This window comes from Pseudomonas sp. NS1(2017), from assembly GCF_002269425.1.
Classification (GTDB): Bacteria; Pseudomonadota; Gammaproteobacteria; order Pseudomonadales; family Pseudomonadaceae; genus Aquipseudomonas; species Aquipseudomonas reactans.
This window is the reverse complement of sequence record NZ_CP022960.1, coordinates 6,463,230-6,467,395: the sequence shown is the minus strand read 5'-3', so window position 1 is coordinate 6,467,395 and position 4,166 is coordinate 6,463,230. Positions and strand designations below refer to the sequence as shown.

Below are 4,166 nucleotides of genomic sequence, written 5' to 3'. Positions count from 1 at the left end.
GTTCTTCGCGAGCAAGCTCGCTCCTACAGGGGGAAGCTGTTCAAATTCTGAAACCGGTGTAGTCATCGGCCCACTGCTGTTGAGCCGCTAATGCGGACTTCAACCGCCCAATCTGCTCCCGAACCCGCTCCGGCGCCGTCCCACCCCACCCACTGCGCGCCGTAATCGCCGCCTCCAGTGTCAAGCAGTCCCGCACCTCAGGCGTCAACCGAGCATCCACCTCCGCCAACATCGCCGGCGAGGCTTCCCACAACTCAATCTCATGCTTCTCACAGGCCTGCACCAACGCGCCGGTAATCTCGTGGGCCTCTTTAAACGGCACACCACGGGTGGCCAACCAATCCGCCACCTCAGTCGCCAGGGTAAAGCCCATCGGCGCCTGACGCCGCAGCTCTTGCACCTGCACCTTCATGGTCGCAACCATTCCCGCCATCGCCGGTAACACCAGCAACAAGGTATCCACACTGTCCAACACGCTGTGCTTGTCTTCACTCAAATCACGGTTGTACGACAGCGGCAACGACTTGAGTGTCGACATCAACCCCGTCAGGTTGCCAATCAACCGCCCAGCCTTGCCCCGCGCCAATTCGGCAATGTCCGGGTTCTTCTTCTGCGGCATGATCGAGCTACCAGTGGCGTAGGCATCGTCCAGCACTACCCAGCGAAATTGCCGCGAAGACCACAGGCAAAACTCTTCGGACAAGCGCGAAATATTCACTCCGAGCATGCCCGCCACAAACAGGAACTCCGCCACATGGTCACGGCTGGCGACGGCGTCGATGGAGTTTTCGCACGGCCCGGTGTAGCCCATTTCCTTGGCGGAATGTTCCGGCTGACGGGCAATCGCAGAACCTGCCATCGCGGCAGCGCCCAAAGGCGACAAGGCCGTGCGCGCATCCCAATCCACCAGACGTTGCACATCCCTCAACATCGACTGCGCGTGGGCCAGCAAGTGGTGAGCGAACACAATCGGTTGCGCCTGCTGCAAATGGGTAAAGCCGGGACAGATGCTCTCGATATGCTGCTCGGCCTGATCCACCAGCGCCTGCTGCAAACCCAGCACTTCAGTGGTGATGGTGCGCGCATGGTCCCGTAGGAAAAGGCGCAGGTCATTGGCGGTCTGATCGTTACGCGAACGCCCGGCGCGCAATTTGCCGCCCAGGGCGCCAAGGCGCTCGGTCAATACGCGTTCGATGAAGGTGTGTACGTCCTCGTCATCCTGGGTCGGATGCAGGTTACTGGCGGCGAAATCCGCACCGATCTCGTCCAGAGCCGCCAGGGTGCGCAGGGTTTCCGACTCATCCAGCAGGCCCGCGCGCTGCAACTCACGGGCATGGGCACGCGAGCCGGCCAGGTCGTAGGGCGTCAGGCGGAAATAGCGCTCAGGGCAACGGGACAATGCGGCCAATGCAGCAGACGGACCGGTCTTGAAACGAGCGCCCCAAAGGCGGTCGGTGGGTTGGGACATGGGTATTCCTCACGCTTGTTTTTAGAAGAGTCGGAGGCAGTAAAAGTAAGTTTTCAACTAGACTGAACCAGCGTCTGACGCGCCGTATTCAAGGTTGCCAAGGGCGGATGTTTATGTTCATTATCGCCGCCTGGCTATGTTCAAGGATTGGGTTGAAGCCTGTTGAATATGGCACTTGAGGTCAACGCGTATTATGGAAACCCCACTTTCCACTTCTGGAAACCTACCGCCAAAACCCGGCTCAAGACCGCCCCTGCAACTGAGCGGCCTGGACTTCAAATTGCTGCGCGTGTTCATGGCCGTGGTCGAAGCGGGCGGCTTCAGTGCCGCGCAAAACGAGCTGAACGTAGGCCTGGCGGCGATCAGTAAACAGATCTCCGACCTGGAAATCCGCATCGGCATGCGCCTGTGTACACGGGGGCGGGAAGGCTTCGGGCTGACCGAAGAAGGCAAGTTGGTGTATCAGGCGTCCATCGAGTTATTTACCTCGGTGGACAGTTTTCGCGACAAGCTTAGTTCGGCGCAAAACGAGCTTATTGGCGACCTTAGTGTGGGCGTTATTGATAACACCGTGTCCGACGTTAATTCCCCGCTGATTGCCGCATTGGGAAAATTACACAGCGAATCACCCAAGATTAGATTGCGCTTACATGCCTCGCAATTGGATGAAGTTGAACGTGGCGTGGTGGAAGGGCGGCTGATTGTCGGCATCGTGCCCGTGTATCAACGCCGTGAAGAGTTCGACTATTTCCCGCTGTATGAAGAAAAGGCCCACGCCTATTGTGCCGTAGGACATCCGCTGTTCAACGCCAGCGGCATCACGCCCGACGTGCTGCGCCAATACGAAGTAGTGAACCACCGGTATGCGATCCATCGCGACAAGGCCAACTTCGTCAACTACGACAGCCAGTCCGCCTCGGCCTCACAAGTCGAAGCCGTCGCGATCCTGATCCTTACTGGCCGTTTCCTCGGCTTCTTGCCCGAACACTACGCCATGCCCTTGGTGAGAGAGGGGCGCCTGCGCGCACTGTGCCCGGAGCACGTTCACCTGAGCACCGCCTTCAACCTCATCCTGCGCCACAACGCCCCGCGCAGCCCGATGGTAAAAGCCTTCGCCACAGCGCTGGGCGTGGACCTCAAAGCCACGACATAAACACCCGTTGAACACCGATTAACGGGCTGACAAGGATCAAATGTGGGAGTTGTCGAGCCCCAGCGAGGCTACGAAGGGATCGACTCGGTTTCCCTGTCGAGCCTGCCATCCGCATCGATACATTTTTCGGCTGGGCAACAAACGACCTGACTTGTATTGTCACCAGCTAACCCAAAGGTGGGATGCCCATGACTCAAACAAAAAACAGCCCCCCAGCAAGAAGCACCTGGGACAGCTATTTTCTCCATGGCGAATCAGTGTCTGACGACTTTATGTCTGAGGATGACCGATTGGAGGTTCTGGAATTGAATCAGATAGGTCAGGAACGGCTCGACGGCAGTGAAACGCCCATTCATGTGCCCCTCGACGATCTGATCAACGAGGCTGAGACAGAAACCGTCCGAAAGAATTGAGTTAGGTATCGACGCAGAGCGCGTATAAAAAAGCCCAATCTTCCAGTTTGGGCTTAATGAAAACGAGATTTCGGGGCAACGTAATTCAATCTCTCAACCCCTAGCACCCCATGCTAGTGCGCGACTACCGCAGCTGCTTGCGCTTCTTCTTCACATGAAAATGCCGAAAATGCGCATCCTGCGCCGCCGCCAACAACTCCCGATCCCCACGCGTATCGCCCCAGGCCCGCAGCCGATACTCGCCCAAATCCCCATACACCGCCTCAAGCCGCAGCACCTTGTTTTCACAACGGCAGTTGTTCCCAGTGAGCTTGCCGGTCAACACCCCGTCCACCACCTCAAGCTCCGTCCCGATCAACTTGATCCCCAGCCGATTCGCAAACGGCTGCAACACCAACGCCGGCGACGCCGAACACAGCGTGACCTCCGCACCGGAGCCCAACTCCTGCTCCACCGACAACACCCCCGTCGGCCGCATCAGGCGTGCCCAGGTCTTCTGGCAATACTCCTCGGCCTTCTGCTGCACCCACGCCTTCTCCACCCCGGTCATAAAGGTGCGGATCAACTGCGCCTTCAACTCATCCCGGCTGATCTGCCGCACCAAAAAGCGCAGCCCCGGCACCGCCAGCTTGACCATCCGGCCATAGAACTCACCGGGGCCAAAGGCAAACTTGAGGAAGGGCACGAAACTGTCGTGGTGGGTCAGGGTGCCGTCGAAGTCAAAGACGGAGAGTACTTTGGCGTCAGCGGGGCCGGCTTCGAGCATGTCTGGGTTCACGGGTTGGCCTCGGTCCTATCTGGTATTTTTTGAGTGCGCATCAGGTGTGACAGCGGGAGTTTACTCCGGTGCCAATCTTCCGATCCTGGCGTAAAGCCCTTCGGTGAAAGCATTCCGGTCACTCGACCGGTGACAGCGCTGATGGCAATTGGGGCACAAGGCTACAGCATTGGTGATGCGATCCGAACCCTTCTGGGCGAGGTGGTCAGTTTGATGTGCTTCAAGAAGTAGCCATTCACCGGGCATAAAAAAGCCCTGAACGTGTCAGGGCTTTATGGGGTTACTTGGCTCAGGAATCAATCCCAGCTCAGCGCGCCGCCAGTCTGGTACTCGATCACACGGGTTTCGAAGAAG

4 protein-coding genes and 1 pseudogene are annotated in these 4,166 nt (G+C 58.2%); 2 read left to right on the top strand and 3 right to left on the bottom strand.

Annotation, left to right across the window (positions count from 1 at the left end):
• Positions 1–40: 40 nt before the first annotated feature.
• Positions 41–1,468: an argininosuccinate lyase gene (gene argH / locus CI807_RS30050; protein WP_095017330.1), complete on the bottom strand. Its 1,428-nt coding sequence runs from the start codon at positions 1,466–1,468 to the stop codon at positions 41–43.
• Positions 1,469–1,661: 193 nt separating this feature from the next.
• Between argH and CI807_RS30045 the strand changes: the two genes are divergently transcribed.
• Positions 1,662–2,621, top strand: a complete 960-nt coding sequence (locus CI807_RS30045; RefSeq protein WP_095017329.1) for a LysR family transcriptional regulator — start codon at positions 1,662–1,664, stop codon at positions 2,619–2,621.
• Between the two features lie 188 nt (positions 2,622–2,809).
• The gene (locus CI807_RS30040; protein WP_095017328.1) at positions 2,810–3,034 is read left to right on the top strand and encodes a hypothetical protein; all 225 of its coding nucleotides are present in this window, start codon (positions 2,810–2,812) and stop codon (positions 3,032–3,034) included.
• Positions 3,035–3,158: 124 nt separating this feature from the next.
• Here the strand turns inward: CI807_RS30040 and CI807_RS30035 are convergent, their stop codons facing one another.
• Positions 3,159–3,800, bottom strand: a complete 642-nt coding sequence (locus CI807_RS30035) for an HAD-IB family hydrolase (RefSeq protein ID WP_095017327.1) — start codon at positions 3,798–3,800, stop codon at positions 3,159–3,161.
• Positions 3,801–3,872: 72 nt separating this feature from the next.
• Positions 3,873–4,037 (bottom strand): annotated as a pseudogene (locus CI807_RS30030) (HNH endonuclease); the annotation flags it as partial.
• Positions 4,038–4,166: the final 129 nt, after the last annotated feature.